At 64.5% G+C, this 25498-nt stretch carries 23 protein-coding genes; 4 read left to right on the top strand and 19 right to left on the bottom strand.

Going from position 1 to position 25498, the window contains the following annotated elements; all coding sequences use genetic code 11:
* Window positions 1–504 precede the first annotated feature (504 nt).
* The 3 genes from CRO48_RS08585 (at window position 505) to trmFO (ending at window position 2679) form a co-directional block, all read left to right on the top strand.
* Window positions 505–648: a DUF1127 domain-containing protein gene (locus CRO48_RS08585; protein WP_097138190.1), complete on the top strand. Its 144-nt coding sequence runs from the start codon at window positions 505–507 to the stop codon at window positions 646–648.
* Between the two features lie 343 nt (window positions 649–991).
* Window positions 992–1135: a DUF1127 domain-containing protein gene (locus CRO48_RS33370; RefSeq protein ID WP_097138188.1), complete on the top strand. Its 144-nt coding sequence runs from the start codon at window positions 992–994 to the stop codon at window positions 1133–1135.
* 128 nt (window positions 1136–1263) lie between these two features.
* Complete coding sequence (gene trmFO, locus CRO48_RS08575) at window positions 1264–2679, top strand: methylenetetrahydrofolate--tRNA-(uracil(54)-C(5))-methyltransferase (FADH(2)-oxidizing) TrmFO (RefSeq protein ID WP_097138730.1); 1416 nt, start codon at window positions 1264–1266, stop codon at window positions 2677–2679.
* A gap of 155 nt (window positions 2680–2834) precedes the next feature.
* Here the strand turns inward: trmFO and CRO48_RS08570 are convergent, their stop codons facing one another.
* From CRO48_RS08570 to yajC, 5 genes are all read right to left on the bottom strand, one after another.
* Window positions 2835–3290, bottom strand: a complete 456-nt coding sequence (locus CRO48_RS08570; protein WP_097138186.1) for a hypothetical protein — start codon at window positions 3288–3290, stop codon at window positions 2835–2837.
* A gap of 166 nt (window positions 3291–3456) precedes the next feature.
* The gene (locus CRO48_RS08565) at window positions 3457–4347 is read right to left on the bottom strand and encodes a phytoene/squalene synthase family protein (protein ID WP_097138184.1); all 891 of its coding nucleotides are present in this window, start codon (window positions 4345–4347) and stop codon (window positions 3457–3459) included.
* Window positions 4348–4380: 33 nt separating this feature from the next.
* Window positions 4381–4767 (bottom strand): Mth938-like domain-containing protein, encoded by a 387-nt coding sequence (locus CRO48_RS08560; RefSeq protein WP_097138183.1) that lies wholly within the window; start codon window positions 4765–4767, stop codon window positions 4381–4383.
* A gap of 2 nt (window positions 4768–4769) precedes the next feature.
* Window positions 4770–7271, bottom strand: a complete 2502-nt coding sequence (gene secD, locus CRO48_RS08555; protein ID WP_097138181.1) for a protein translocase subunit SecD — start codon at window positions 7269–7271, stop codon at window positions 4770–4772.
* A gap of 90 nt (window positions 7272–7361) precedes the next feature.
* On the bottom strand, window positions 7362–7697 hold the full coding sequence (gene yajC, locus CRO48_RS08550; protein WP_097138179.1) for a preprotein translocase subunit YajC: 336 nt from the start codon (window positions 7695–7697) through the stop codon (window positions 7362–7364).
* A gap of 208 nt (window positions 7698–7905) precedes the next feature.
* Here yajC and CRO48_RS08545 point away from each other — a divergent pair, with 208 nt between their 5' ends.
* A complete protein-coding gene (locus CRO48_RS08545) occupies window positions 7906–8760 on the top strand; it encodes an ATP-binding protein (RefSeq protein ID WP_097138728.1) in 855 nt (284 codons plus the stop codon).
* A gap of 119 nt (window positions 8761–8879) precedes the next feature.
* Here the strand turns inward: CRO48_RS08545 and CRO48_RS08540 are convergent, their stop codons facing one another.
* The 14 genes from CRO48_RS08540 to argS form a co-directional block, all read right to left on the bottom strand.
* A complete protein-coding gene (locus CRO48_RS08540; protein WP_097138177.1) occupies window positions 8880–10388 on the bottom strand; it encodes a peptidoglycan DD-metalloendopeptidase family protein in 1509 nt (502 codons plus the stop codon).
* Between the two features lie 234 nt (window positions 10389–10622).
* On the bottom strand, window positions 10623–11243 hold the full coding sequence (locus CRO48_RS08535) for a biotin biosynthesis protein BioC (RefSeq protein ID WP_097138175.1): 621 nt from the start codon (window positions 11241–11243) through the stop codon (window positions 10623–10625).
* 277 nt (window positions 11244–11520) lie between these two features.
* A complete protein-coding gene (locus CRO48_RS08530; protein ID WP_097138173.1) occupies window positions 11521–12177 on the bottom strand; it encodes a protein-L-isoaspartate(D-aspartate) O-methyltransferase in 657 nt (218 codons plus the stop codon).
* Window positions 12178–12189: 12 nt separating this feature from the next.
* A complete protein-coding gene (surE, locus tag CRO48_RS08525) occupies window positions 12190–12945 on the bottom strand; it encodes a 5'/3'-nucleotidase SurE (protein WP_097138171.1) in 756 nt (251 codons plus the stop codon).
* Between the two features lie 16 nt (window positions 12946–12961).
* Entirely contained in the window at window positions 12962–14245 is a 1284-nt protein-coding gene (serS, locus tag CRO48_RS08520; protein WP_097138169.1) for a serine--tRNA ligase, read from the bottom strand.
* A 71-nt stretch (window positions 14246–14316) separates the two neighbouring features.
* Window positions 14317–15165 carry a twin-arginine translocase subunit TatC gene (tatC, locus tag CRO48_RS08515; RefSeq protein ID WP_097138167.1) on the bottom strand — a complete coding sequence of 283 codons (849 nt, stop codon included), beginning with the start codon at window positions 15163–15165 and terminating at the stop codon, window positions 14317–14319.
* The gene (gene tatB, locus CRO48_RS08510) at window positions 15162–15860 is read right to left on the bottom strand and encodes a Sec-independent protein translocase protein TatB (RefSeq protein ID WP_097138164.1); all 699 of its coding nucleotides are present in this window, start codon (window positions 15858–15860) and stop codon (window positions 15162–15164) included. Before tatB ends, tatC begins: the two co-directional genes overlap by 4 nt.
* 48 nt (window positions 15861–15908) lie before the next feature.
* Window positions 15909–16106 (bottom strand): twin-arginine translocase TatA/TatE family subunit, encoded by a 198-nt coding sequence (locus CRO48_RS08505; protein WP_097138162.1) that lies wholly within the window; start codon window positions 16104–16106, stop codon window positions 15909–15911.
* A gap of 43 nt (window positions 16107–16149) precedes the next feature.
* Window positions 16150–17253 (bottom strand): ABC transporter ATP-binding protein, encoded by a 1104-nt coding sequence (locus tag CRO48_RS08500; RefSeq protein WP_097138160.1) that lies wholly within the window; start codon window positions 17251–17253, stop codon window positions 16150–16152.
* 103 nt (window positions 17254–17356) lie between these two features.
* Complete coding sequence (gene scpB / locus CRO48_RS08495) at window positions 17357–18106, bottom strand: SMC-Scp complex subunit ScpB (protein WP_097138158.1); 750 nt, start codon at window positions 18104–18106, stop codon at window positions 17357–17359.
* Complete coding sequence (locus CRO48_RS08490) at window positions 18066–18872, bottom strand: segregation and condensation protein A (protein ID WP_097138156.1); 807 nt, start codon at window positions 18870–18872, stop codon at window positions 18066–18068. Before CRO48_RS08490 ends, scpB begins: the two co-directional genes overlap by 41 nt.
* A gap of 93 nt (window positions 18873–18965) precedes the next feature.
* On the bottom strand, window positions 18966–19985 hold the full coding sequence (gene nagZ / locus CRO48_RS08485) for a beta-N-acetylhexosaminidase (protein WP_097138153.1): 1020 nt from the start codon (window positions 19983–19985) through the stop codon (window positions 18966–18968).
* A gap of 117 nt (window positions 19986–20102) precedes the next feature.
* Entirely contained in the window at window positions 20103–23666 is a 3564-nt protein-coding gene (locus CRO48_RS08480; RefSeq protein ID WP_097138151.1) for an SPOR domain-containing protein, read from the bottom strand.
* Window positions 23667–23726: 60 nt separating this feature from the next.
* Window positions 23727–25487 carry an arginine--tRNA ligase gene (gene argS, locus CRO48_RS08475; RefSeq protein ID WP_097138726.1) on the bottom strand — a complete coding sequence of 587 codons (1761 nt, stop codon included), beginning with the start codon at window positions 25485–25487 and terminating at the stop codon, window positions 23727–23729.
* Between the last annotated feature and the right edge of the window lie 11 nt (window positions 25488–25498).

Below are 25498 nucleotides of genomic sequence, written 5' to 3'. Positions count from 1 at the left end.
GACACCATCCCTTCTTCATTCCTGGCTGCAACGACAGATTTGCACAATCAATGTGCAGTTCAATCCGATATCTTGCCCCGCAAGCGCATGAGCCATGCAAAGGATGCATTGGTGGTATTCAAACTACAAACTTCCGAGTCAGCCGGAGACCAGATAGAAACACCATCAGTCGGGCATGGCACTCCTCCTCCCAGCCAAGCCCGATGCGATTGGTGACAACTCCTCCTCCCAACGTTGCCAATCAGGATATGCGCCCGCCGGATCTCCTCCCCCGGCGGGCGTTTTCTTTTTCCGCGCTGCATCAGTTCGCCGACGCATCCAGACATCGGGGGCGATCCTGATCAGAATTTCAGCGCACTTTTCCCTTGACATGCGCAAACAGCATGGCTGCCATTCTGCAATATCGCTGTAATTCAAGGCCTTCCGGACGTATATTCCAGCCATCAGATCAGGGCCGGCGCCGCTAGGGGCCGCCGGCATCGAAACCCAGGAAGGGGTACGACCATGAACTTCGCACACTCGTTCAACAACTGGCGCAAGTACCGTCAGACCGTCACCGAACTCGGCCGCATGAGCGACCGCGAACTGAACGACCTCGGCATCGGCCGCTCGGACATCCGCCGCGTCGCACGCGAAGCCGTCCGCTAAGCCTTCGCCGGCAAACCAGCGGTCCGGCTCAAACGCCTTCCGGAGCACTCCGGGAGGCGTTTCTTTTTGTTCGCCAGGCCCCGCTCCCGGGCAGCGATGAAGGGGCGGCGTGCGGGCCGGCTCATGCGGGCACAAACCTGCCGGAAATCAATGGATACAACCGGTTCAGCGTTTGCTCATTTTTCGATCCGGGCAAGTATATGCATATTTTATATTCATCTAATTGCACAATTGCATAGCAGCTGCATTTTCTTTGCACTGCACCATTGACAGGGAAAGGAGTAAATACAGGGCAACAGACGAGGACGCAGTCGTCCCGCCCAATCCCTTCAGGAGACCTGTCATGAACCCGATCCGCCTTGCAAAGAACTGGCTCAGCTACCGCCGCACCCTCAGCGAACTCGGCAACCTTTCCTCCCATACGCTGTCGGACATCGGCCTCACCCGCTACGACATCCGCGGCATCGCGGCACGTTCCTTCCGCTAATCGCCGGGCTGGCGGCGCCGCAAGGCTTGCCGCCCCGGCTATTGCGCGACGCATCGAACGGCACCAAACGGTGCCGTTTTTGATTCCGGCGATTGGAAGCGCAACACGCGCGTGATATGCAGCCGCCCATGACGAACACTTCCTCCCATACCCCCATCCACATCATTGGCGGCGGTCTTGCCGGCAGCGAGGCCGCCTGGCAGATCGCCGAGCGCGGCATTCCCGTCATCCTGCACGAAATGCGCGGCGTGCGCGGCACAGATGCCCACAAGACGGACGGGCTGGCCGAGCTCGTATGTTCGAATTCCTTCCGCTCCGACGACGCAACGAGCAATGCAGTCGGCGTGATTCATGCCGAGATGCGGCTTGCCGGATCGCTGATCATGCGCTCTGCCGACGCGAACCAGGTGCCGGCAGGCGGCGCACTGGCCGTCGACCGCGAGGGTTTCTCCGCCGCCGTTACCGCTGCGATCGAGGGGCACCCGCTGATCACGGTGGTTCGCGAGGAGATCAAGGGCCTGCCGCCGCAGGAGTGGGACCAGGCGATCATCGCCACCGGGCCGCTGACGGCACCCGACCTCGCAGCCGCGATCCAGGAACGGACGGGCGCGGATGCGCTTGCCTTTTTCGATGCGATCGCGCCGATCGTGCACAGGCACTCGATCGACATGGACATCTGCTGGTACCAGTCGCGCTACGACAAGGTCGGCCCCGGCGGCACGGGCAAGGACTACATCAACTGCCCGATGGACGAGGCGCAGTACAACGCCTTCGTCGATGCGCTGATCGCCGCCGACACGACCGGCTTCAAGGAGTGGGAAGGCACGCCCTATTTCGACGGCTGCCTGCCGATCGAGGTGATGGCCGAGCGTGGCCGCGAGACGTTGCGCCACGGTCCGATGAAACCGATGGGCCTGACCAATGCGCACAACCCGTCGGTCAAGGCCTATGCGGTCGTCCAGCTTCGCCAGGACAACGCGCTGGGCACGCTCTACAACATGGTCGGCTTCCAGACGAAGCTGAAATACGGCGCGCAGGGCGAAATCTTCCGGATGATACCGGGGCTCGAGAACGCGGAATTCGCGCGGCTCGGCGGCCTGCACCGCAACACCTATCTGCAATCGCCTGTCCTGCTCGATTCCTCGCTGACGCTGAAGGGCCGACCGGGCCTGCGTTTTGCCGGCCAGATCACCGGCTGCGAGGGCTATGTCGAAAGCGCCAGCATCGGGCTACTGGCAGGACGGTTCGCCGCCTCCGAACGTCTCGGCCAGAGCGTGTCGCTGCCGCCGGTGACCTCGGCCTTCGGCGCGTTGCTGAACCACATCACCGGCGGCCACATCATGTCGAACGACGAGCCGGGCAAGCGCTCGTTCCAGCCGATGAACATCAACTTCGGCTTGTTTCCCGAGCTCGAGGCGGGATCCATCGTCAAGCCGGAAGGCGTCAAGCGCTTCCGCGGCAAGGAAAAGGCAACAGCCAAGAAGCAGGCCCTGGCCGCGCGCGCCCTGGAAGACTGCCGCCGCTGGCTGGCGTCATCAGGGTAAGGCGGGCCGGATCTTTCCGAACCGGTCCAGGCGCTTGCTGTGCCGCATATCTTTAGCGCAGACCCGCGGCGGATTTTCGCCCGCGATGCCTTTGAGTTCACGCATGTGGTTGTCGCAAAACCGCTGTGTACTTTTGCGTGCGACGAACTGGCGATTCAGCCGTCGCCCTGGATGGCGCGGGGCGATTCGTCGATGCCGGCTACCGGCAGAAGGCTGCCCAACAGCCACAGCGAAACTTCCGCGGCCTCGACGCTGCTGCGGAATTCGAAGCTGACGCTATCCTCAGACCTGTCCTGGAAATCGATCAGCAGGCCCTTGCCCGTCGGGCTGTTGTGGACGGTCACGCTGCCGGGTTCGATCAGATGGCTGGCATAGTGCTGGCGCTGCGCGCGCATGCAGCCGACCTTGCCGTCATGGAGGCGCAGGAAGACGTTGTTGCCGTCAGCGGTGCTGATGACCTCGCGGATGGCCTCGCTCGGATAGGCCCGGCCGAACTCCACGATCGCAAGGCCGGTATCGCTGGTCGGGGACTGCGACTGCGCGCGCCGCTGGGCACGCATATAGACGAAGACGGCAAGCGCCAGGCAGGCAATGACGACAGTCCAGATCATTTCGCGTCCTTCCGCGGGTCGCATTGAACGCACCCTGTCTATCGAACGGAGCTTGCGCCAGTTTTGCGTCCGGCGCGCGCCGGCCTTTGTTCCCCGGCCGTTCGCTGGCGATTAGCTGTCATTCAGCAGGAAATCGTGCAGCCGAGACGAAGTTCGAGATCCCGCATCAGAAGCGGCCGGTGCGCATCAGCCGCCACATCCACCACTGGCGGCGCCATTGCGGCGGCACGACAGCGTGGTCCAGCGCGCGGGCGCCGGCCTTTTCTGCCCGGTCAAACACATGTCGCGCCATTGCCACGGGGAGGAAAGCGGCCCGGTTCTCCGGAGCCACCTTGCCCGCGGCAGCAGCCTTCTTCAAATGCTCCCGGCCAAGGCCGGCAAACGCCTCGACCGTGCTCGCGGCGCGCGCGCGATCCGTGCCGGCCAGAAGTCCCTCCGCGCCCAGCCCGGTCGCCTCCAGCAGGTCGGCGGGGATATAAATCTGACCGCGGCGGCGGTGGAGCGGCAGCAGCAGCAGGATCCCGGCGATCGCCTGCGCCACGCCGGCATGGCCGGCGACGTCAGCCGACTGCGGGGCTTTCTCCGGATTGAGGACGAGGCTTGCAAGCTGGATCAGCGCAGAGGCGGTCTCGCCGGCATATCCCTCGAGTGCTGCGCGGTCGGGCATGGGGTCGTCGTAGAGATCGAATATCCGTGCCTCGATCATGTCCGTCAGAACCGCGACCGGCAGCCGATGTTCCGTGATGCAGCGAAGAACGCCGGCGGCAAGCGGATTGGCGGCGGCATCGCCCTCACCCGTGCCCTCCAGCGTATCGCGCCACCACTGCAGGCGGATTTCGCCCGGCAAAGGCTCGCGCACGACGTCGCGGACGCGGGCGATCTCCGCGTTGAAGGCATACAGGGCGGCGAGCGGCCCGCGCTTGTCAGGCGGCGCCAGCAGGCAGGCCAGGTAGCGATCGCGATCGGTGTCGCGCAGCACCGCCAGGCAGTGTGCGTAGTCGGCCGCTGCCGCGCCCCTGTCGTCACGCTCCGCCGGAGCGGCTGGTGTTCGTTGCATGTGCATTTTCCGAAAGTTCCGGCCGGCCGCCGTTCAGACCGCGATGAGCGCGGCGGCAACCGCGCGCGACTCGGCCAGCATCACATTGAACGTCCGCACGGCAGCCCCCGTCGACATCGGATCGGAGCTGATGCGGCGCTCGCGAAGCGCTGTGCGCAACTCTGCCGAAAGCGGCCGGATCTCCGCGCCGGTTCCGACCAGCAGCACCTCGATCTGCTCGGCCTCGTCCAGCACCCGCTGCAGATCGGCCGGAGAAAGCCCGGCGGCGTCGGTCTTTTCCCAGCCGTAGATGCCCGACGGCAGGCAAAGCAGGGAGCCGCGATGCGACATGTCGGCAAAGCGGAAGCCGCCATTGCCATAGGCGTCGATCGGAGCCCTGCCGGGAAAATGCGCCTGCCGGATTTCTATGCCTTTTGCCATGCTCATGCCTTTGCCGTCGGGTTGCCGCTGCCGCCTAGGCGATAGCGATCCGGCCGTAGCCGGAACAGGATCAAGACCGGTCCGGCAATATAGATAGAAGAGAAGGTGCCGACGGCAATGCCGAACAGCATGGTGAGCGCGAACGCGCGGATGATCTCGCCGCCGAAGATCGCAAGCGCGGCCAGCGCGATCAGCGTCGTCGCCGCCGTCAGTACAGTGCGCGACAGCGTCTGGCTGATCGACGCATCGATCAGGAGCGGCAGCGGCATCTGCCGGAAATGCCGCAGGTTTTCGCGGATGCGGTCGTAGACGACCAGAGTGTCGTTCAGGGAATAGCCGACGATGGTCAGGAGCGCGGCGATGGAGCCGATGTTGAACTCCATCCGCGTCAGCGCGAACAGCCCCATGGTCAGGAGAAGATCGTGCGCCACCGCGACGATCGCGCCGATGGCGAACTGCCATTCGAAACGTGCCCAGATATAGCCAATCAGCGCTGCGAGTGCGATCGCCATGCCGACCGTGGCCGCCCAGATCAGGTCTCCCGAGACGGAGGGGCCGACGACCTCGACCCGGCGGATATCGTAGCCCGCAGCCTCAAGTTCGCCGCGTGCGACAAGCGCCGAGGTCTGCTCGGCATTTTCCCCGCCGCCCTGCGGCGGGATTCGGACCGTCGCAGTCGCGGGGTCCAGACCGACCCGCACCGTCGCGTCGCCAAGATTTGCCTCGTCGAGACGGCCGGCAATATCGGCGGCATCGGCAGCGCCCTGACTGGCCCTCACCTCCAGCAGGGAACCGCCGGTAAAGTCGATGCCGAGATTGATGCCGCCGACGTCGACCAGCAGCGCGACCGCAAGGGCTGCGACGGCGGATGCGGCGAAGGTATAGTTGCGGATCGCCATGAAGCGCAGATGCAGGCTGGCGAACAGGCCGGTGCGGACGCTACGCGGCAGGTGCGTGAGGCCGCGGAGCGAGACCCAACGCCAGACCAGCCAACGCGACAGCGTGAACGTCACGAAAAGCGTCGTGAAAATGCCGATGCCGACGGTGACGGCAAAGCCGCGCGTCGGACCGGAACCCATAAAGAAAAGCACCAGCACCGCAACAAGCGTGGTGATGCCCGAATCAAGCATCGTCGAAAACGTGCGCGAAAATGCCGTTGCGAGAGCGTCGGCCAAGGGGCGGCCGTTGGCCGCTTCCTCGCGCATGCGTTCATAGATCAGCACACTGGCGTCAACGGCGATGCCGATGGTCAAGACCATTCCCGCGATTCCCGGCAGCGTCAGCGGCGTGCCGGTAAGGGAGAGGATCGCCAGGATGAGCCCGAGATTGAAAAGAAGGGCGAGCACGGCGATGGCGCCGAAGGCTCCGTACCAGAAGACCATGAACAGGGCGACGGCAAGTCCGGCCGCGCCCACGGCGGCGAGTGCCGCACGCGCCGACGCGCCGCCGAAGGCCGGCTCGATCGAGCGCTCCTCCACGACCGTCAGCGAGGCCGGCAACGCGCCGCTGCGCAATACGACCGCAAGGTTGGCCCCGCCCTGCGCATCGAAGTCGCCTGAGATCTCGCCGCGACCGTCCACGACGGGAGCAGCGATCTCGAACGCGGCCAGGATCTGATCATCCAAAAGCAGCGCCAGCGTGCGTCCAACGTTGGCGGCAGTGGCCTCGGCCAGCCGGCGGCTGGCATCCGGGCTGAGCTGATAGACGACGGAAGCCCCCTCACCGTCCGTTCCCAACACCATCTCGGCGGAAACGACGTCGCGCGATGTGAAGATGGCGGAGCGGCGAACGAGATAGCCGACCGGAGGCTCGCCCATCGTGTAGACGATCTCGGTACCGGGCGGCGGTCCCTCCTCCAGCGCCTGCTGGACGGAAACGCCCGCCTCGGCCAGCCGGGCGGAGAATGCACCGCGCTGGGCAAGGATGTCCTTGAGACGCTGCGGATCCGAATAGCCGGGGACCTGGAGAACGACGCGGTCGCGACCGGAAAGCCCGACGTCGGCATTGACACCGCCGACCTGACTGACCCTCTCACGCACCACGTCCAAGGTGATTTGAGCCGCCTCACCCTCGGCGAGATCGATCGATTCCGCCATAACGACAAGCTTGACGGCACCGTCGCCGGCTGCCGTCACCGTCGTTCCCGGGATCTCGGCAAGTGCGGTACGCGCCTCCTCGACCCTGGCTGCATCATTGATGCGCAGCGTGACTTCGCGGCCGGAACCGGCAAGACCGGCATAGGGGATCCTAGCGGTTCTGAGCGTCTGGCCGACGGCGTTGACAACGGCCAACAGCCGGTCGTCCTCGATATCCGAGCGCTCGATCTTCAGCGTCAGTCCGGCGCCGCCGCTCAGATCGAGGCCGGGCTGGAGCCTATGCGCAGACAGCCATTCCGGCAGCGCGTCACGTGAGCCGGGCGGCAAAACGCTCGGCAAAAGAACGACAAGGCTCGCGACGACGGCGAGCCAGGCAGCGAGCGTTTTCCAGCGGGCGGGTTGCAGCATCACACTCTCGAAATACCGGGCAATCCTGCCGGCGGGAAGCCTGATGATACCCGTCCGGCGGCAGACCGCCACCGGACGGCGATGATCACATCATTCCTTGACGGGCTCGCCCTTGACGCGAACCTCGGTGACGCCGCTGCGCACGACGCGGACCTTCATGCCTTCGCCGATCTCGACTTCCAGTTCCTTGTCGTCGATGACCTTGGTCACCTTGCCGACGATGCCGCCGCCGGTCACGATCTGATCGCCGCGGCGGATGTTCTTCAACAACTCCTCGCGGCGCTTCATCGCGGCGCGCTGCGGGCGAATGATGAGAAAATACATCACGACGAAAATCAGAAGGAACGGCAGCACGGACATCAGAAGATCCGCACCACCTGCTGCAGGAGCCGGCGCCGTCTGGGCGAAAGCCTCGGTAATGAACATTCAAAACTCCTCGAAAACGGGACGCACCGGGACGAAATGCCCCCGGTGCAGTGCGCGCGACTATAGGCAAGAGCGTTCTGAATGCAACAACACAGCCCCGATCCTGCCGGAAATTCAGGGATTTCTCTCTTTAATGCATTCCTCGCGCGTGCTACCGCGCGGGAACGAAAAGGGAGAGAACGACGTGGACAAGACCCAGGACGAACAGATGCAGACGCTGCTGCGCGAGATCAGCGGACTTCGCACCGCACTGGAACGGCTCGCAGGACCGCCGCCGGCCTTGAACGACTGGGAAGCTGCCGACTGCTTCGTCTGGGCGCCGGCGCGCCGGCACCTCCAGCCTGTCCCCCGCCCGAACCGGGTGGAACTGAAGCTTATCCGGGGCGTCGACCACGTTCGAGACATACTCACCGACAACACAGTGCGCTTCGCCAAGGGCCTTCCCGCCAACAACGTGCTGCTGTGGGGCGCCCGCGGGATGGGGAAATCTTCGCTGGTAAAGGCGGTACATGCGGATACGGCACGGGAAACGGGTATCGCGCTCAAGCTCGTCGAGGTCCACCGCGAGGACATCGCCACCCTGCCGACCCTGATGGAGATCCTCAAGGTCGCGCCAGCGCCGGTGATCGTCTTCTGCGACGACCTGTCATTTGACCACGACGATACCTCCTACAAGTCGCTCAAGGCCGCGCTCGACGGCGGCGTCGAAGGCCGGCCGGACAATGTCATCCTCTATGCCACCTCCAACCGCCGCCACCTGCTGCCGCGCGACATGATGGAAAACGAGCAGTCCACCGCCATCAATCCATCCGAGGCGGTAGAGGAAAAGGTGTCACTGTCCGACCGGTTCGGCCTCTGGCTGGGCTTCTACAAGTGCAGCCAGAACGAGTATCTGGACATGATCGACAGCTATACGGAACACTTTGGCCTTACGGGCGATCGCGCCACGATCCACGCCGAAGCGCTGGAATGGGCGACGACGCGCGGCTCCCGATCCGGCCGCGTCGCCTGGCAGTTCATCCAGGATCTCGCCGGGCGGCAGGGGAACGCACTCGCAAAATGATCGCCTGAAACGAGCACGGCTTCGGCCGGCTCTGCCAAAGGTAACCGAAACGAAAAAGGCAGGCGATCCGAATGGAAACGCCTGCCGTTCTTTTATGCCGGAACGGTCGATGCCGCCGTCTATTCGAGGAACGTCATCGGGTTGACCGCCGACGCGTTCTTACGGACCTCGAAGTGGAGCTTCGGGCGGCTTGCACTTCCACTCATGCCCGAGGCAGCCAGCGTCTGGCCGCGCTGGACCTTCTGGCCGCGCTGGACGTTGAGGCTCGATGCATGCCCGTAGACGGTGACGGTGCCGTCGTCGTGGCGAACGAGGACTGCATTGCCGAGTTCCTTCAGGCTGCTTCCGGAGTAGATGACCACGCCGTTCTCAGCCGCCTTGATCGGCGTTCCCTCCGGTACGGAGATATCGATGCCTTCGTTGCGGCTGCCTTCGACGTTCGCGCCGTAACCGGCGATCACAGCACCGCGAACCGGCCAGCGAAATTTGCCGATACCAGTCGATTCGGGCGCGTCGTCGGTAACATCCGTCTTGCTCTCGATCTCGGCGACGGTCTGCTTCTTTTGGACCGGCGCGTAGGCTTCTGCCTTTTTCTCAACAGGCTCCACAGCCTTCTTCGCGGGAAGCGAGGCCGTCATGGTCCGGTCGGGTGCGGCCTCTGACGCGGCCGGGATGTTCAGCTTCTGACCGACGCGGATCGAGGCGCCCGCGATGCCATTCGCCTTCTTCAGCGCATCGACCGACACACCGTTCTTCGCAGCGATCCTGGCAAGCGAATCACCGGGCTGAACCTCATAGCCACCTTCCGGCTTGCCTTCGCCGCCGGCGGCAACCTTGTTCTTGCCGTTGTCGCCGGCGGCCTTGTCGCGGCCCTTGGCAGAATTCGGCAGAATGGCGACCTCATCGCCTGCGGTGTTTACCGGTGTCGGCTGCTTGCGATCGGTGTTCAGCGCGGTATCGATCGACGCCTTGGCAGCACTTTGCGCCGTACCAAAGACGGGGATCGTAATCTTCTGGCCCGGCTCGGCGTCGGATGCGCTCGCCATGCCGTTTGCTTTCAGAATCTCCTTCTCCGGCACGCCGTAGCGGCTCGACAGGGTCTTCACGCTTTCGCCGGGACGAAGCATGACCACGGGCGCATTCGCCGTCGACCAGCCGCTGGCGCCCTTTGCGGGCGCCGCCGTCGGCCGTGCCGGACGCTCGACAGCATCAGAAAGCGAGGGCGCCTTTTGCGGTTCAGGCATGGGCTGCGCCATCGCCACTTCCTGGCTGGCCGGCCGGGCCGTGCCGACAGGATCGGCCAGCGCCGTCCGCTGGACATTCATCGGCGTGCTGGCGGCCCTGACACTCGAGCCGCCGTCGGAAGTGGATGGAGCGGAAGCCACCTGCGTGGAATAGCCCTGATTCGAGGCCTGGCTGTAACCATTCACGTCGCCGCGCGGAACCGCGCTGCCGCCGAACACGGTACGGCGCGGGATCGAGCCGGTCGTCATATCATCGGAAGAGGAAAACAAACCGCCAAAGCGGGTTGCATCGGAACTGCAGCCGGTTGCCACCCCGGCCAGCAACACCGCCACGAGCATCCGGGGGGCGGTCCTGGCAAAACTCGGCGATACTCTGTTACGCATGTCTAACTTACCCGATCGATACACAACCAACTGTGAAATGATTAAAGCGCGTTAGAGTTACCGCCCGGTTAAAAAGCCGCAGATCGGCCTATTTTCGTGAGGAGTTGATAACCATGCACCGCCCGCCGGCGACGGACGGGACATCGGAAACCGGCCGCATGCAGCAAAGTTGCAGCGGCGTGCCATGGCTGGAATGCCGGCCGTCCGGACGAGTCCGAGGGACGATCTTCCGGATCAGAAGCTGCCCAGGTACATGGAGGTGGCGTGCGAAATCGAGGAGACGCGGACGCCGTCTCCGCCTTGAACGGCAGCGCTGAACGGTGCCAATTGCGGGACATCGCGGCGAATCGTATTGCCGCTGGCGAGAATCGTGTCGATGACCGCCGGCGCCTCGCTTCCCCCTTCGTCATCCATCGCGTTTTCCGCATAGGCAAGCGAACGCAACGCCGAAACGGCGACCTGGCGGCTGCCGGCATAGCGGGCACTCGTCTGGTCCTGGGGCTGCAGATTGTCGAAATAGGCGATGTAGGACCGATAGTAGCTCTTCATGTCGCCTTCGTCGCGATAGTGCCGGAACGATACATATTCCCGCTCTTCAAGAGCCGGCGAGACGATGTTGTTGCGCTCATCCTCGGTCAGCGCCGGGAGACGCTGGTCGTCCCGCGACGCGGTCAGCACGAACAAGGCGTCGACTGAAAGCGACACCTGCTCGGAAGGGTCATGGGAGCCCGCCTTGAACGAATTGGGGCGACCGGCATCGCCTGCCTCTTCGCCAACCTTGCCCGCAGCGCGCGCGGCGAGGTTTGCCAGGCTGTCCTGCGTCGCCGTGCCGGCGATCCTGTTCGAGATTTGCATGAGCATCTCCATCGGCACGGTGCGGCGCGATAGTCCCGAAAGAAGCCGCCGTGCTGCGACGCGGAATGCGTCTCGGGTACCGGCATAGGATGCGAAGCTTGTGCGAGGCTTGCGGAAGTTAACAAGTCGTTAATGCACCATCTCTGAGGGTGCCCCCCAGTGGGAGCGGATGCGGGGCAACGTCCCCTTCGACCAAAAGGCCCATTGCAGCCACCGGCGCCTGACGACGCGATGTCTGAACTGTTCTGGCATTTTTTGCTTGGAACGTCGGCGCGGATCAGAGCGCCTGTGCCAGGTGCGGCACCATCGGCAGATAGGGAACCTGGAAGAGGTCTTCGCGGTCGAAACGGCTGCCGGTCTTGACCAGCTTCAGCATGCGGCATTCCGTGTCGCTGACCATGACCGGCGCCAGCAGCATGCCGCCGGATACGAGCTGCTCGGCGAAAAGCCGCGGCATCGCCGGAAAGGCAGCGGTCACAAAGATGCGGTCGAAGGTCCCCTCGCCCGGCATGCCGTTGCTGCCGTCGGCCTGGCGGACGACGACGTTGCGGATGCCCGCCTTCTCGATGCTCTGCTGCGCCCCGGTCACGAGCGTGCGGTAGCGATCGACGGTGAGCACGCGTTCCGTCAGCCGCCCCATGACGGCTGCGGTAAAGCCACTGCCGGTGCCGACTTCGAGAACGCGCTGTCCGGCCTTGAGATTGAGCACATGCATGAGGCGGACCGCAAGGTCCACACCCTCGACGAACGAGCCGCATTCGATCGGCAAGAGCCGGCTGGAATAGGCATCGCCGGCAAATTGCGGCGGGACGAAAAGCGTGCGCGGCGTCTGCTCGACGGCGGTCAGAAGTTCGATGTCGTTGATGCCCTGGCCGCGCAGCCGAAGAGCCAGTGCGGCGAAGCCTTCCTTTTCAACCACCCGTGCCGCGCCCAATCGAAACCTCCCTCAGCCCAGCGCCCGCTGGACCCTGTCGAGTACCGCATAGTCCGTCAGGTCGAGCTTCAGCGGCGTGACCGATATTGCATGGTCGCGCACCGCCTGGATGTCCGTGCCATTGCGGAAATCGCCGTGACGATCGCCGAAGCGGAGCCAGAAATAAGGAAAGCCGCGGCCATCCATGCGCTCCTCGATCGTGATGCCGAAGTCGAGCTTGCCCTGAGACGTTACCTCGATACCGGTCACCGCATCGACAGCGCAGTTGGGGAAGTTCAGGTTGAAGAAGGTGCCGTCCGGCAGCTCGACGTCCATCAGCCGCCGGATCAGGTCGGGTGCATGGCGTTCTGCGACCTCCCAGGGAACCATGCGGCCATCCGCATGGCGAAAGGCCTGGCTGAGCGCCATCGAGCGAATGCCCTGCAGGGTGCCCTCGATGGCGCCGGCGATTGTGCCGGAATAGGTCACGTCATCGGCCATGTTGGCACCGGCGTTGACGCCGGAGAGCACCAGGTCCGGCTTTCCGGGCAGCACCTCGCGAACGGCCATGATGACGCAATCCGTCGGCGTGCCGCGAAGCGCGAAACGGCGCTCATCGACCTTCCGCAGCCTGAGCGGTTCGGACAGCGTCAGGGAATGGGCAAGCCCGCTCTGGTCGGTTTCCGGGGCGACGATCCAGACGTCGTCGGAAAGGCTCCGGGCAATCCGTTCCAGGACGGCGAGGCCTTCGGCATGGACGCCGTCGTCGTTGGTCAGCAGGATGCGCATCGCTACCGTCAGCTCCTCAGTCAGCCTTCTCGATCTTCTTCAGTCCGCCCATGTAGGGCAAGAGCACATCGGGCACGGTCACCGATCCATCCTCGTTGAGATAGTTCTCAAGCACGGCGATCAGCGCGCGACCGACGGCAGTGCCCGAGCCGTTCAGCGTGTGGACGAACTTCGGGTTCTTGTCGTCCTTGCCGCGGTATCGGGCGTTCATGCGACGGCCCTGGAAATCACCGCAGACCGAGCAGGAGGATATCTCGCGATAGGTATCCTGCCCCGGCAGCCAGACCTCGATGTCGTAGGTCTTCCGCGCGCCGAAACCCATGTCTCCGGTGCATAGGGTGACGACACGGTAGTGCAGCCCGAGACGCTTGAGGATCTCCTCGGCGCAAGCGGTCATGCGTTCGTGCTCGTCGATCGAGCTTTCCGCATCCGTGATGGACACAAGCTCGCATTTCATGAACTGGTGCTGGCGCAGCATGCCGCGGGTGTCGCGTCCGGCAGATCCGGCCTCCGAGCGGAAGCACGGGGTGAGCGCCGTAAAGCGTAGCGGCAGCTTTTCCTGCGCCAGGATCTCCTCGCGCACGAGATTGGTCAGCGACACCTCGGCGGTCGGGATCAACCAGCGCCCGTCCGTCGTCCGGAACAGATCTTCGGCGAATTTCGGCAGCTGGCCGGTGCCGAACATGGCATCGTCGCGCACGAGCAGCGGCGGCTGCACTTCGATGTAGCCGTGCTCCTGCGTGTGGGTGTCGAGCATGAACTGGCCGAGCGCGCGTTCCAGCCGGGCAACCTGGCCCTTGAGGATCGTGAAGCGCGAGCCGGAAATGCGGGCAGCGCCCTCGAAATCCATCCCGCCGAGCGCTTCGCCGATCTCGTAGTGCTCCAGCGGCTTGTGAGTCCACGCGGGCTTTGTGCCCCACTTGTGCTTCTCGACGTTGTCGCTCTCGTCGGCGCCGACGGGAACGTCTTCGAGGGGGATGTTGGGAATGCGCGACAATGCGTCGAAGAGCTCGGCGGTGACCTTGCGCTCCTCGTCCTCGGCGGCGGGAAGCTGCGTCTTGATCTCCGCCACCTCCGCCTTGAGCTTTTCTGCGAGGGCGTTGTCCTTCTGCGCCATCGCCGCGCCGATCTCCTTGGAGGCGGCGTTGCGGCGCGACTGCATGTCCTGCGCCTTCTGGATGAGGGCGCGGCGCGTTTCGTCAAGCGCGATCAGGCTTGCCGAAAGCGGATGCGCGCCCCGCTTGGCGAGGGCGGCGTCCAGTGCATCAGCGTTTTCGCGGATCCATTTTATGTCAAGCATTTTCGCTCCAGGCGTATTTAAGGGGTTATGCCCTGTTCGCCCGACAGCATCCGCCTGCGCCTGTCATCGGTTCAAGCCTTGTTGTCGGCTTCCTGCGATGGCGGCACCTGCGCCACATCCTCGTCCTCGGAGTCCGATTCCTCGGTGGCGCCCGCCCGCTGCCGTTCAATGAGTCGGGCCGTATAGATGGCAATCTCGTAGAGAAGGATGGTCGGTAGCGCAAGGCCGATCTGGGAGATCGGATCGGGCGGCGTCAGAACGGCAGCCGCCACGAAGGCGATCACGATTGCATACTTGCGCTTGTCCACAAGCGTCTGCGCGGTGATGAAGCCGGCGCGCACCAGCAGCGACGAGACCACCGGAAGCTGGAAGACCAGGCCGAAGGCGAAGATCAGCGACATGATCAGCCCCAGATATTCGGAAACCTTCGGCAGGAGCTGGATTGAGACCTGCCCATCGCCACCGCCCTGCTCCATGGCCAGGAAGAACCACATCACCATCGGCGTGAAGAAGAAGTAGACCAGCGCAGCACCGATCAGAAACAAGATCGGAGAAGCGATCAGGAACGGCAGGAAAGCGGCGCGCTCGTTCTTGTAAAGGCCGGGAGCAACGAATTTGTAGATCTGCTGGGCAATCACCGGAAAGGCGATGACCAGCGCGCCGAACATCGCCACCTTGATCTGGGTGAAGAAGAACTCCTGCGGCGCCGTATAGATCAGTTCGACGTTGCGATGGGAAATTCCCGCCCACGACACCGCCCATTTGAACGGCAGCACGAGGATGTTGAACAGGCCCTTGGCAAAATAGAAACACACCAGAAATGCCACGAAGAACGCACCGACAGCCCACATGAGCCGGCGACGCAATTCGATCAGATGTTCGATCAGCGGCTGGGGCTTGTCCTCGTAGTCGCCGCTCATGCCTCGTCCTTCTTCGACTTGCGCGTGGTCTTTTCAGTCTTGTCGGCCGCAGCCTTCGGGGAAGCCTTCGTCTTGGGAGCTGCCTTGGCGGTCGACGCTCTGGCGGGGGCCGGCCTGCGGGCGGGCGCGCTCGGCTCGGCGTCAGCAGCCTCGTTGCCGCGTGTGGCGGTCTTCCGCGGCGCCGGCGCGACCTCGGCCGCCGTGGGCGGGGCGATCGGTGCGGACTGCACCGCCTGCACCGGAGCAGGCGGCAGAGGCGAAGCGGGCGTTGCTGCAGGCGGCGCCGTTACCTGCGAGACGCTGGCCGGAGCCGACGGAAGGCTTCCGGCAGTCGCCAAAGCCGCAGGTTCTGCTTCATCCTCTGCGATCTCCGCAGGGCTGGACTTCGTGCTGCTGGTGGACCGGGTGATATCCGACCTGATGTCCTCACCCATCTGCCGCAACGGATTGACCGCCTCGCGGATGGTATTCATCGGGTTGAGTCTCTGGGCGTCGTCGATCGTCTTGCGGACGTCGTCCAGATCGGCCTCGCGCAACGCTTCATCGAACTGCTGGCGGAAGTCGCCGGCCATCGCCCGCATCTTGGTCACAATACGGCCAAACGCCCTCAGCATCGGCGGCAGGTCCTTCGGACCCACCACGAGGATAAGAACGACAGCGATGACCAGCAATTCAGTCCAGCCGATATCAAGCATCAGGCACTGTCCTCAGAAACCGCAACAAGCCGCCGCGACCGATACCGGTCACTTGGTTTCGTCGGCCTTGTGATCGACGGTTTTTGCCGGATCGGCCGAAGCCGTCTCGTCGTCGGTCATGCCCTTCTTGAAGTTCTTGATACCCTTCGCCACGTCGCCCATCAGTTCGGGGATCTTGCCGCGGCCGAAAAGCAGCAGCACCACCGCCAGAACGATCAGCCAATGCCAGATGCTGAAAGAACCCATTTCTTTTTGCTCCCTCTAGGAAATCCCAACCGATGTAGGATGTTCAAGCGTCTTTTTCAAACACTAGTATATCGCGTTCGTTAGCCGATACGGTGACTTCGCGCAATCCACTAGGAAGTTGACCGGCCCTTATGCGTGCGCGAACGAGTTGATCCGTGCCCGGCACGGCGAGTTCCAGAAGTTCGACCACCCCCAGGAACCGACGCGACAGCACGCGAGCGGGAATCGTACCACCCGACTGCGATACCGCAACGCCGGAAAGGCGTACGGCAATACGGACGTTTGAGCCATCTGCGAGCGGGCCGGCAGGCACGTTGCCCAGCGGCGTCTCCACCCGGCCCGATTTAACAAAGCCCGGGAAGATATTGATTTCGGAAAAGAAACCAGCCGCGAAGATATCCGCCGGCTTGAGATAGAGTTCCTCCGCCGTTCCCACCTGCACCAGCCGCCCATCACGCAAAAGTGCAATGCGATCGGCCATCCGCATCGCCTCTTCGGCATCGTGGGTGACAACGATCGCGGTGGCGCGACTGTGGCGCAGAATGGCGAGCGTGTCGGCGCGGATGGAATCCTTCAGGCGCGAATCGAGCCCGGAGAAAGGCTCGTCCATCAGGAGGACCGAGGGGCGCGGCGCCAATGCACGCGCCAGCGCGACACGCTGCTGCTCGCCGCCCGACAACGCGTGGGGAAACTTGTCGGCATAATGCGCAAGCCCGACGCGTTCCAACGCGAACCTCGCCTCCTTCGTCGCTTCGGACTTCGGAAGTGCGGTCAGTCCGAAACGGACGTTGTCGAGCACCGACATATGCGGAAACAGCGCGAAATCCTGGAACATCAGCCCGACGCCCCGCCGTTCCGGCGGCAAGAAGACGTTCGGACCGGCGATCTCCTGGTCGTTGAGAAGCACCCGGCCGCCACCCTGCGCCTCGATGCCCGCGGCGATCCGCAGAAGCGTCGTCTTGCCCGAGCCGGAAGGACCAAGCAGGCAGAGCACCTCGCCCGGCTGCGCCGACATGGAGATGCCGCGGATCGTTTCCTTGCCGTGATAGCTGTGGTGAATGTCCTCGAAGGACAACTTGGCCGCGAACGTGACGGCGGAGGCTGTCCGCGGTTCGATCCCGTTCAGATTCGACGACCCCGACGCCATGCCTGCCAATCCCTGCCTGCGTCCATGGACCGAAGAGCCCCATGACGCTTCTGCCGATCCGCCGAGAAAAGCGGTGGCAATTCAGGGCGACGATAACCTTCAGCTATTCGTCTTCTTTTCCGCCTGGTGTCAAGAGCCCAAGCTCCTCCAGATCCAATGAGGTGATCGGATCCTCGTCCTCGGCGACCTCGTCCTCGGCCAGCGGAAGCGGGATCTGGAAGTTCGACGGTATCCGTCCGGTCAGCAGGCCAGCCCCTTTCAACTCCTCCAGTCCCGGCAGATCGCGCAGCTCTTCGAGGCCGAAGTGATCCAGGAAGTCCTTTGTCGTACCGAACGTCACGGGGCGCCCCGGCGTGCGGCGACGGCCGCGGAAGCGAACCCAGCCGGCCTCGAGCAGCACGTCGAGCGTGCCCTTCGAGGTCTGGACGCCGCGGATATCCTCGATCTCCGCGCGGGTTACGGGCTGGTGGTAGGCGATGATCGAGAGGACCTCCAGTGCCGCACGCGACAATTTGCGCGTCTCCGTCTCGTCGCCCCTGACGACGAAGGAAAGATCGGGCGCGGTGCGAAATGCCCAGTGGTCGCCGACCTGGACGAGGTTGACGCCACGCCCGGCATAGAGCGCCTTCAACTGCCGCATGACATGGCCGACATCGACCCCACCGGGGAGGCGGTCGGCGATGTAACCTTCGGGCACAGGGCCGGCAGACGCGAAAACCAGCGCCTCGGCAATCCGCGCCGCCTCATGCAGCCGCCGCGGATCGACAACGGTGGCGCCCTCGCCTGCCACAAAGTCCTCGTTTCCGCCCAGCTCAGACACGATCGCCGTCCTCTTCTGCGGAAGCACCCGCATGCCCGCCGCGGCGCAGGTAGATCGGCTGGAACACGCCTTCCTGGCGGATCTCCAGGCGCCCCTCGCGCACCATCTCCAGCGATGCCGCGAATGCGCTGGCCATCGCCGTCTTGCGTTCCTGCGGATCTGTCAGATAGCGCAGCAGGTAATGGTCCAGCGCCGTCCAGTCCTCGACCTCGCCGATCATCCGGTAGAGGACTTCGCGCGCCTCCACCAGCGACCAGACGTTCCGCTTCTCGATCGTGACCTGTGTCACCGCGCTGCGCTGCCGCAGCGAGGCATAGGCGCTCAGAAGGTCATAGAGAGTGGCATCGAATGCCGAGCGGCGTTCGGTGGGAATGTGCTCCGGCGCGCCGCGGGCGAAAAAGTCACGGCCGAGCCGGTTGCGATTGACGAGCTGCGTCGCGGCGTCCCGCATCGCTTCCAGCCGCTTCAGGCGAAACGCCAACGTCGCGGCCATCTCCTCGCCGGACGGGCCGCCGTCCTTCGGCTGCTGCGGAATGAGCAGGCGCGACTTGAGGTAGGCCAGCCACGCCGCCATCACCAGATAATCGGCGGCAAGCTCTATGCGGATGCGCTGCGCACGATCAATGAAGGCGATATATTGCTCGGCAAGGGCCAGCACCGAGATCCGCGCAAGGTCCACCTTCTGCGTGCGGGCGAGATGCAGCAGAAGATCCAGCGGGCCTTCGAAGCCGGCAAGGTCGACGACCAGCCCTTCCTCGTGCAGGCCGCGGCTGTCATTGTCCTGCCACAGCTCCTCCATCGGCGCATTGTCCGATGTCCGCCCCTTCTGCGACTTGACCCGCGATCCGTTCACCTAGGCTCCCTGCGCGACCTGCCGAAGGGATGCCACCCCTCAGGAGACCGCGATCAGCGCGTTGAATTCGTCCCGCAAGGCCTGCTCGTCCGCACCGTCGGCCTTCGGGAAACCAGCTATCACCGCATCGGCCCGCCGGCGGCTTTCTCCTGCCAGCGGCGGTACGTTCTCGGCAACCGCGATCATTTCCTCCATGATGCCGTGGCAATGCAAGACCAAATCGAGACCAGCCGCGACAATCCCGCGCGCACGGGTTGCAATATCGCCGCGCAGGGCGTTCATCGAGACGTCGTCGGACATCAGCAGGCCGTCGAAACCGATGTGGCCGCGAATAATGTCGCGGACCACCTTCGCCGAGGTCGTGGCCGGATTGTCGGCATCGATCTCGGTAAAGACGATATGGGCCGACATTGCCATCAGTTCGTCGCGCATCCGCTGGAAGGGCACGAAATCGACGGCCTCCAGCTCGGCGACCGGCGCTGTCACGACGGGCAGATCGTGATGCGAATCGACCATGGTGCGGCCATGGCCCGGCATATGCTTCATGACAGGCAGGAGACCTCCGGCCTTCAGGCCATCGGAGGCCGCCTTGCCCATCGCCGCGACGATGCCCGGCTCCTGACCGTAGGCGCGGTTGCCGATCACGTCGTGGACGCCGGGCACAGCAACGTCGAGCACCGGAAGGCAATCGACGTTCACGCCGAGGCGCGACAGATCGAAGGCGAACAGGCGCGACATCAACCAGGCGGCGCGAAGGCCCTTTTCCTCATCCCGCCGGTAAATGGCGCCGAGGGCTGCCGCATTGGGATATTGCGGCACGTAAGGCGGCTTGACGCGCTGGACGCGCCCGCCCTCCTGATCGATGAGGACGGGGACGGCGGGATCGCCACCGACGGTGTCGCGCATTGCCGCGGTCAGGTCTGCGACCTGCGAGGGTTCCCCTATGTTACGGCCGAAAAGGATGAAGCCCCAGGGACGCTCGTCCCTGAAGAACGCCTTCTCATCTTCGGTCAGCACGAGGCCCTTGCAGCCGGAAAGGAAAGACTTCGATTCGCTCATGCCCGAATCATAAGCTCCTTGCAGCGAAAGGCGAGAGCATTCAGGCGTCTTTTACAAACGGCCCAAAAGCAAATGGCGCCCGGAGGACGCGCCATTCGCGATTTCACGATACTCCCCTCAGCGGGTGACGAGGCAGCTCCCGCCGGCGGACTTGTACTTGGCGCAAAGAGCATTGGCCTCTTCGCGCGAACCGGCCGGAATGCGGACGCGGTAGTAGGTGCCCTTGCCGGCAATGTCCGCGCGCTTGATGTCGACACCGCGGCCGGCAATCACGCCGAACTTGGCAGACAGGTTGTTGTAGGACTTCTGCGCGTCGGCTTCCGAAGGCAGCGACGCGATCTGGATGACGTAGCCGCCGGGGTTGGCCGGTGCTGCGGCCGTGGCTGCGGGGGTCTCCGGCTGCACGGCCGGAGCGTCTGAAAGCGCCGCAGTCTCGGTCGGGGGTGCATCGGTCACGCGGCCGCGTTCGGTAACGGTTCCCACGACCTCCACCGGCTGCTCGGCCGGACGGGTTGCCGGAACCGGAGCGCCAGTGGCAGCCTCGCCTGCGGGAGCGGCACCGATGGTGGTCGTCTTGACCTGGCGGACCGGAGCGGTTCCGTCGACCGACGCGCCGGCAACTTCCTGCAGTGCACGATCGTCGCCATTTTCAGCGGCGGCCGTAGTGTCGGACGCCACGGCGCGCAGGCCAGCGTCGCCGCCCGCGGCTGCGGATGCGCCGGCATTGGCGACCGCGCTGCCGCTGGTTTCGGCCGGCTGCGTGCTTTCCGCCAGAGCGGGAGCGTTTTGCGGTTCCGTAACCGACTCTTCCCGCGCGACCAGCGTGCCATCCGGCTTCACGATCATCGTGCGGACCTTGCGCGGGGAAACGACGGGGGCCTTGGACTCCTCTTCGGAGGTGACATCGGCTTGATCGTCCACGCCCGGCAACAGACGGTCGTCATCCGCGGCCGCGCTGGCCGCACCGTCTGCCGACAGATCCTCGATCGGGCCATCGTTCGGCAGAGATTCGGGCGTCAGGGTACGCTGAACCACGTCGACCGGTTCCTCGGTGGTGGTGACCAGCTGCTCCTGGCGCGGGCCGGCATCCTGTTTGCCGGCGACGCGGTCGTAGACCGCCTTGTCCTGATTCGGAACGCTCTTGCCGCCGCGCTCTTCCGGCACGATCTTGACCGGCTCCTTGTCGGCCATGATGACGCGCGGTTCGCCCGAACCACTGCCGACGACACCGGCGCTCGAAAGATAGGCGTAGACACCGCCGCCGCCGAGAACAACCGCAGTCGCGGCCACGGCGGCGATCAGCAAGCCACGACCGCGGCGGGCCGGCTCATTGTAACCGTCGCCGACATAGTCATCGTCCACCTGCTGCGCGTCCAACGGAATGGCGTGGCGCTCGGGCTGCGAGAGCGAACGGCGCAGGTCTTCCTCCAGCGCTCTGTCGAACTCGTCGGCCTGGCCGGGCGCGGCCTTGCCGGAAGCCGGCGCGGCGGTGCCGCGATCCAAACCCTGGGCATGGCCGGAGGCGGCCGGATCGGGGGCAAAGAGCTGCGCCATCTCGGCATCGATATCGAGATCGTAATCCGGCTGCTGGACCGGCGGCCGTTCCCTTTCGACGAGAGGAAGCTGGGGCACGTTGAGGTCGCCGACCTGACCGACGCTGACGTCGGTTTCGGCAATCAGCGACGGATCAAAGGGCAGAACCGAATCGAAATCCTCCCGTTCCACGGCGCCGACCGCGGCGGGTGCCAGCGGCACGGGAGCCGGTTCAAGGCGCTGCACGGCGGGGGCAGCCATGACCGGGGCAGCCATGACCGGTGCCGGTGCGGCCGGAGCCGGCGCAACCGATTGCGTGGGAATGAAGGGGGCTGGTGCCGCCGCACGAGCAGCGGCCACCGCAACCGGTGCGACAGCGGCCGCCGCCACGATCGGCTCCGGAGCAAAGGCGGGGGATAGCGCAGCCGCCGGGGCCGGACCAAGGTCGGGCGGATCCATGTCGAATTCGATGTCCGACAGATCGAGCTCGAAGTTGGCGAAAGGATCGCCCGGATCAGCCGCGGAAACACCGGCAACGGGGTCGGCGGCGATGTCGGCCGGCATAGGCTCCAGAGCAGGAGCCCGCGCGATGACGGGCTCGCCTGCGGGTGTCGCGGCCAGTGGGTCAGCGGCCAGAGGGGCAAAGGCACCAGACGCCACCGGGGCGGCAGGCACGGGCGGCAGAGATACCGGATCAAGCGCCACGGGCGCCGCGGCTGCGGCGGCGGGCTGCGAGAACACAGGCGCAACCTGCGTCTGTCGGCCGGGGGCGACGGGGGTCGCACGGCTGAACTTGACGTTCGAGAACCCTTCCAGCGTCCCCGGCCGCGGGCGGACGGGCTCGACGGGCGCGATCACCGGCGGCCGGCTCTCGGGAACGGGGAACCGTTCCACTTCGGCCAGAAGCTCATCGAGATCAAGGCTGACGGCGGCCGGAACAGGCGGTGCGACAGCATAGCTGGGCTCGGCTACAGCGTAGGCTTCCGCGGCGGCGTCGTGCGCGACACTGGCAGAAAGCAGGTCTTCCGCACCAACGAGAGCGGTCTCCGCATGCGGTTCGGGCGTCCACTCGGGAACGAAATCGACGGCCGCGATCTCGACGGGAAGCGCCTCGACTTCGAAATGCGCCCCCTCGCCGATTGCCGGCGTCACCGCCAGCGGCTCCGCATAGGCTGCCGTGGCTTCCGCAGCATGGACATCATACGGCTCCAGGACAGGAAGGGATTCGACCAGCGATTCCTGCAAAACGCCCGCATGGGTCGCGCCAGTATCCACGACGGCATATCCGGCCGCGGCGGGGTCATAGGCATGAACCTCGACGTGCGGGGCCGGATCGGCGTGCTGCGGCTCGACGTCCTCATGCGGCTGCGGCTGAAAGGATGTCGTGGCCGGCTCTTCCTGGCGCTCCGCGAACGACAACGCCGGGACATCCAGATGGGATGGCTCGGGCTGCTCGGCGAAGGCCTCGCCCAGCGAAAGCTCCAGTTCCTGGTCGAGGTCAAGCGACAGCGACGGCTCCGCAGCCACGGGCGCGACGGGAGCCTCGACGGGCTGGAGCCCCAGAAACGCAGGCTCCGAAAATGCAGGCTCGGGAAACGCAGGCTCGAGAGACACGGACTGGGGAGCAGCGACCTCTTCCGGCTCGGCCGACGGCACAGATGCCTCAGACTGAACGGCTTCATAGCCACCCTGCCCGGCATCCGGCAATGCAGCCGGCAAACCAGGCGCCACGGGAGCTGTCACGAACTCAGGCTCGACACCGACTTCGTCACGTACTGCCACCGGCGGCTGCCCGACAGGCTCCGGGCGGATCGCGGGCTCCGGGTCCGCGTCATCGACACGCTCGACGGCCGGGACGACATCTGCGACGGTGCGGGCATTCTGGTTGACCGCGACGGGATCGACAGGCTCAGCGAGATCGCCTGCAGGATCGAGAGAGGGGGCGTCGTAGCGAGCGAACTCGCGAAGCAACTCGCCCTCGAGGTCGAAGACGGGCTCCTGAAGAGGTTCAGGCGGGACGGGACGCGCCGCCGTCGGCACATTGCGTGGCTCGTAGCCGACAATGCGTGCCAGTTCCGCCAAAGGATCATCGTCCGACAGCAGGTCGATGTCAGCGGCTCCGCTTCTCGCAAGGTTCTTGTCTGCCATACTGCTCCACTCACAAGCTACAAATCGCGTCTGCCAGCTTATTGTGGGCAAATGGTGACGCTACCGCATCTCGTCGGGTGCCGCCGTACCGGTAATGGCGAGTCCCGACTTGAGAACAGATGCAACAGCAAACACCAGCCCGAGTCTGGCTATACTCAATTCTCTGTCTTTATCATTAACAAAACGTAAGTCCGGCTGGTCCTTACCCTTGTTCCAGTGCGCATGGAAGGCGCTGGCGAGATCGTAAAGGTAAAAGGCGATGCGGTGCGGCTCATGGGCGAGTGCAGCCGCTTCCACGACCCGCGGATACTCTGCGAGCTTGGCAAGCAACTGCAGTTCATGCGGGTCGGAAATCTTGCCCTCAACGGCGGACGCCAGATCGAGCTTGTCGATTTCCAGGCCCGGAAAGGCTTCGCCGGCCTGGCGGAACACGGACATGCAGCGCGCATGCGCATACTGTACGTAGAAGACCGGATTGTCCTTCGACTGCTCCGTCACCTTGGCGAAATCGAAATCGAGCGGCTCGGAACTCTTCCGGTACAACATCATGAACCGGACCGGATCTCGGCCGACCTCGTCCACCACCTCGCGCAGGGTGACGAAGTCGCCCGAGCGCTTGGACATCTTCACCGGCTCGCCATTGCGGAAGAGCTTGACGAGCTGGCAGAGCAGCACCGTCAGCTTGGAATTGCCATCCGAGATCGCCCGGCAGACCGCCTCCAGCCGCTTGACGTAGCCGCCGTGATCGGCGCCGAGGATATAGATCATCTCGCTGAAGCCACGGTCGAACTTGTCCTTGAAGTAGGCGACGTCGGCGGCGAAATACGTATAGCTGCCGTCGGACTTGATCAGCGGCCGGTCGATGTCGTCGCCCACCTCGGTGGAGCGGAACAGCGTCTGCTCGCGATCCTCCCAGTCTTCTGGCAACTGGCCCTTCGGCGGCGGCAGCACGCCCTTATAGACATGGCCCTTGAAGGTCAGATCGTTGATCGCCGTGCGGATGGGGGCGCCGCCATTGGCGTGCAGGGTCCGTTCGGAGAAGAAGATGTCGTGATGGACGTTCAGCGCATCGAGATCGGCGCGGATCATCGCCATCATCGCGTCGATGGTGATGTCCTTCACGATCGGCAGCCATTTTTCCTCCGGCATCAGGCGGAGGCTGGAGCCGAATTCGCCCGCCAGCGCCTTGCCCACCGGAACGAGATAATCGCCGGGATAAAGGCCGGGCGGGATCTCGCCGACGTTTTCCCCGAGCGCCTCGCGATAGCGCAGGAAGGCGGAGCGCGCGAGCACGTCCACCTGGGAGCCGGCATCGTTGATGTAGTATTCCTTCGTGACCTCGTAGCCGGTGAAAGCGAGTAGGTTCGCCAGCGCATCGCCGACGACGGCGCCGCGGCAATGGCCGACATGCATCGGTCCCGTCGGATTTGCCGAGACGTATTCCACGTTGACCTTGCGGCCGGCGCCGAGTTCGCTGCGCCCGAATGCGGTCGCCTTGCGGATGATGTCGGCCAGCACCTTCTGCCAGTAGCCGACTGACAGGCGGACATTGATGAAGCCGGGACCGGCGACCGTGACTTCGGCCACTTCCGGATCCTGCCGCAGCTTCTCGACGATCAGTTCGGCCAGCGCGCGCGGATTGGTGCCGAGCGGCTTGGCGAGAACCATGGCGGCATTGGTGGCGACGTCCCCATGGCTGGAATCGCGCGGTGGCTCGACGCCGACGCGGGTGAAATCGACATCGGCGCGCTTCTCGCGCACGATCTCAAGTTCCTCCAGCACGCTTTTGATTCTGCATTCGAAATCGGTAAAGAGGTTCATGTCATCCATCC

The organism is Rhizobium subbaraonis, from assembly GCF_900220975.1.
Classification (GTDB): domain Bacteria; phylum Pseudomonadota; class Alphaproteobacteria; order Rhizobiales; family Rhizobiaceae; genus Mycoplana; species Mycoplana subbaraonis.
Note: the sequence above shows the minus strand (reverse complement) of the source record. Positions and strands in the feature narration are given on the sequence as shown.

Bases quoted from the DNA above. Each gene is read 5' to 3' on its own strand.
- nagZ (WP_097138153.1), bottom strand. From the start codon at position 19,985: ATGAGCGAATCGAAGTCTTTCCTTTCCGGCTGCAAGGGCCTCGTGCTG.
- CRO48_RS08505 (WP_097138162.1), bottom strand. From the start codon at position 16,106: ATGGGTTCTTTCAGCATCTGGCATTGGCTGATCGTTCTGGCGGTGGTG.
- CRO48_RS08490 (WP_097138156.1), bottom strand. From the start codon at position 18,872: ATGGAGGAGCTGTGGCAGGACAATGACAGCCGCGGCCTGCACGAGGAA.
- tatB (WP_097138164.1), bottom strand. From the start codon at position 15,860: ATGCTTGATATCGGCTGGACTGAATTGCTGGTCATCGCTGTCGTTCTT.
- CRO48_RS08535 (WP_097138175.1), bottom strand. From the start codon at position 11,243: ATGCAAATCTCGAACAGGATCGCCGGCACGGCGACGCAGGACAGCCTG.
- CRO48_RS08570 (WP_097138186.1), bottom strand. From the start codon at position 3,290: ATGATCTGGACTGTCGTCATTGCCTGCCTGGCGCTTGCCGTCTTCGTC.
- trmFO (WP_097138730.1), top strand. From the start codon at position 1,264: ATGACGAACACTTCCTCCCATACCCCCATCCACATCATTGGCGGCGGT.
- CRO48_RS08480 (WP_097138151.1), bottom strand. From the start codon at position 23,666: ATGGCAGACAAGAACCTTGCGAGAAGCGGAGCCGCTGACATCGACCTG.
- CRO48_RS08545 (WP_097138728.1), top strand. From the start codon at position 7,906: ATGCAGACGCTGCTGCGCGAGATCAGCGGACTTCGCACCGCACTGGAA.
- CRO48_RS08560 (WP_097138183.1), bottom strand. From the start codon at position 4,767: ATGGCAAAAGGCATAGAAATCCGGCAGGCGCATTTTCCCGGCAGGGCT.
- CRO48_RS33370 (WP_097138188.1), top strand. From the start codon at position 992: ATGAACCCGATCCGCCTTGCAAAGAACTGGCTCAGCTACCGCCGCACC.
- scpB (WP_097138158.1), bottom strand. From the start codon at position 18,106: ATGCGGGTGCTTCCGCAGAAGAGGACGGCGATCGTGTCTGAGCTGGGC.
- CRO48_RS08500 (WP_097138160.1), bottom strand. From the start codon at position 17,253: ATGGCGTCGGGGTCGTCGAATCTGAACGGGATCGAACCGCGGACAGCC.
- secD (WP_097138181.1), bottom strand. From the start codon at position 7,271: ATGCTGCAACCCGCCCGCTGGAAAACGCTCGCTGCCTGGCTCGCCGTC.
- CRO48_RS08585 (WP_097138190.1), top strand. From the start codon at position 505: ATGAACTTCGCACACTCGTTCAACAACTGGCGCAAGTACCGTCAGACC.
- tatC (WP_097138167.1), bottom strand. From the start codon at position 15,165: ATGAGCGGCGACTACGAGGACAAGCCCCAGCCGCTGATCGAACATCTG.
- serS (WP_097138169.1), bottom strand. From the start codon at position 14,245: ATGCTTGACATAAAATGGATCCGCGAAAACGCTGATGCACTGGACGCC.
- CRO48_RS08540 (WP_097138177.1), bottom strand. From the start codon at position 10,388: ATGCGTAACAGAGTATCGCCGAGTTTTGCCAGGACCGCCCCCCGGATG.
- yajC (WP_097138179.1), bottom strand. From the start codon at position 7,697: ATGTTCATTACCGAGGCTTTCGCCCAGACGGCGCCGGCTCCTGCAGCA.
- surE (WP_097138171.1), bottom strand. From the start codon at position 12,945: ATGCGCATCCTGCTGACCAACGACGACGGCGTCCATGCCGAAGGCCTC.
- CRO48_RS08565 (WP_097138184.1), bottom strand. From the start codon at position 4,347: ATGCAACGAACACCAGCCGCTCCGGCGGAGCGTGACGACAGGGGCGCG.
- argS (WP_097138726.1), bottom strand. From the start codon at position 25,487: ATGAACCTCTTTACCGATTTCGAATGCAGAATCAAAAGCGTGCTGGAG.